Source organism: Trichococcus sp. (genome assembly GCF_049589555.1).
Taxonomy (GTDB): Bacteria; Bacillota; Bacilli; order Lactobacillales; family Aerococcaceae; genus Trichococcus.
The window spans coordinates 1-2,246 of the sequence record NZ_JBAWAZ010000292.1; the positions used below are offsets into that span (position 1 = coordinate 1).

General features: G+C 49.8%; 2 protein-coding genes. Both read left to right on the plus strand.

Translation table 11 applies throughout. The annotated features are described in order from the left end of the window. Positions 1-1,036, plus strand: a 1,036-nt coding sequence (locus WBV27_RS10445; protein WP_424201842.1) for a metallophosphoesterase, incomplete at its 5' end; no start/stop codon positions are given. A gap of 144 nt (positions 1,037-1,180) precedes the next feature. Next, a partial coding sequence (gene rpoN / locus WBV27_RS10450; protein ID WP_424201844.1) for an RNA polymerase factor sigma-54 occupies positions 1,181-2,246 on the plus strand: 1,066 nt, incomplete at its 3' end.

Here is a 2,246-nt window from a genome sequence, read left to right on the forward strand (position 1 = left end):
CGAGACGTTCGAGGCGACAGTTGAAGACATTTTGCGCGGCCGTTCAAGACATAAAGCGACTGTCTCTGGACTGGAGGAGAACCAGCTTTATTCCTATCGATTCGGGGACGGCCACCGTGCCTGGTCGAAGTCCTACACATTCCGTACGCAGGCGGAGGGGGGGTTCAACATCCTGTTCTTCGGCGATCCGCAGATCGGAGCGGGCGAGGGAGCATGGATCGATGCGGACGGCTGGGACAGGACGGTGACGGCCGCGACGGAAATGTTTCCCGATACTGCCTTCCTTGTTTCATCAGGGGATCAGGTGAACAAAGCTAATGAGTTGAGCCAATATGATGGCTGGTTCTTCCCGGAGGAGCTGACCGCCTATCCCATCATGACCATTGCCGGAATACATGATGACTCCCCGTTTACGGATTATTTCAATATTCCAAACGAAACCGGCTTGGGAGAGGATTCCGAAGGCAGTGATTTTTATTTCACCTACGGGAACACCTTGTTCATGGCGCTGAATTCCCAAAGCAGCGACATCGCTGAGCACAAGGAAGCGATGGAGTTGGCGATCGCGGAAAACCCGGATGCGACCCATCGGATCGTATTCCTGCACAAGTCGCTATACAGCAGTGCGAACCATGCACTTGATGAAGATGTCCTCGTCTTGCGTGCTGGGTTGGTGCCGATCTTCGATGAACTGGAGATTGATGCGGTGCTGATGGGGCACGATCATGTCTATGTGCGGACCTATCAGATGAAAGGCGATGAAGTGGTCGGGGAAATTGCCTACAACGAGGAGGGAGCGGCTATCGATCCGGACGGCACCGTCTACCTGACCGGCAATTCGGCCTCCGGTTCCAAATACTACGAATTGCAGGATGCCTCGGTTTACGAGCGTTATGCCGCTGTCGCGCTGCAATTGGAGGAGCCCACCTACATGAACATTAAGGTGACCGACGATTCCCTCACCTTCACAACTTACAAAGTATCCGATCTGTCGGTGGTGGATGAGTACAGCATTATTAAGACGGTTGGAGAATAATAGATAGAGCACCTTTTTGTTGGTATCAGAGATACTTTCCTCCTGATAGCAATGAAAAGGTTTTTTTAGTACTTGATGTTAGGCCCGAAAGATGGTCTAATTTAATCATCAAATTATCGCAGGACCAGAAAAGAGGAATATATTGTGAACCTAAGCCAAAGCCACAATCTTACCCAGTCGCAGACACAAAAGCAAGCGCTTTCTCAAAAGGCGCTGCAGGGGATTCATTTGCTTCAATTGGGCAGATTGGATTTACGTGATTATCTGGAACAGAAGGTTTTGGAAAATCCTTTCTTACAGCTGGAGGTCAGAGAGTCGCGAACTTCCGGAAACAAAAGCCAAACCAACGACTTGAGTTGGATACCCGACCGCAAACAATCCCTTTATGAATACGTCACGGAGCAAGTGCTGCTGACTTACCGCGATACGTATCTCCGCACGCTGATTTTTTGGTGGATAAACCAGTTGAATGATAAGGGCTATGTCCTCAAAAATATCGAAGAAGCAGCTACTGAAACGAAGGCTGATCCTATTCAACTGATGGATGCCTTGACGCTTCTGCAACAACTGGATCCTCCGGGTATCGGGGCACGTAATCTGCAGGAGTGCCTGATGCTGCAGACGGAGCGGCGAGAGGATGCACCCGACATCGCTTATGTCGTATTGGAAGAATCATTCGATGATCTGATCAACAGAAAATGGGGTGCCATTTCCAAAAGGTATGCGGTATTGTTGGAAAATATCCAAGCCGTTTTCGACTTTGTCCAGCATCTGAATCCTTCTCCCGGGGCAGCATTCCAAGCCGATGAGCAGATTTCCGTCAGGCCCGATATCCTCGTCACCATCAAAGACTCGCAACTGATGATAAAAGAAACCAGATATGGCGTGCCTATTCTGTCCTTCAACAAAGAATACGCGGGGGAATTGGAGCAATTTCATGATGAAGAAGTGGAAGCGTACATAAAAGACAAAAAGAAGGAATATGAAGCGTTGCAGGAAAGTTTGGCGCTCCGCAGCGAAACGATTTTACGCGTCAGTACGGCAATCGTGCACAGACAGGCGGCTTTTTTCTTTGACGAAGCCCATCCGCTTGTTCCGCTGCAATTAAAGGACATCGCGGAGGAACTGGGTCTGCACGAGTCCACCATCAGTCGCGCAATCAACGACACGTACATCCAAACGGATTCGGGCATCTATGAGCTGAAACACT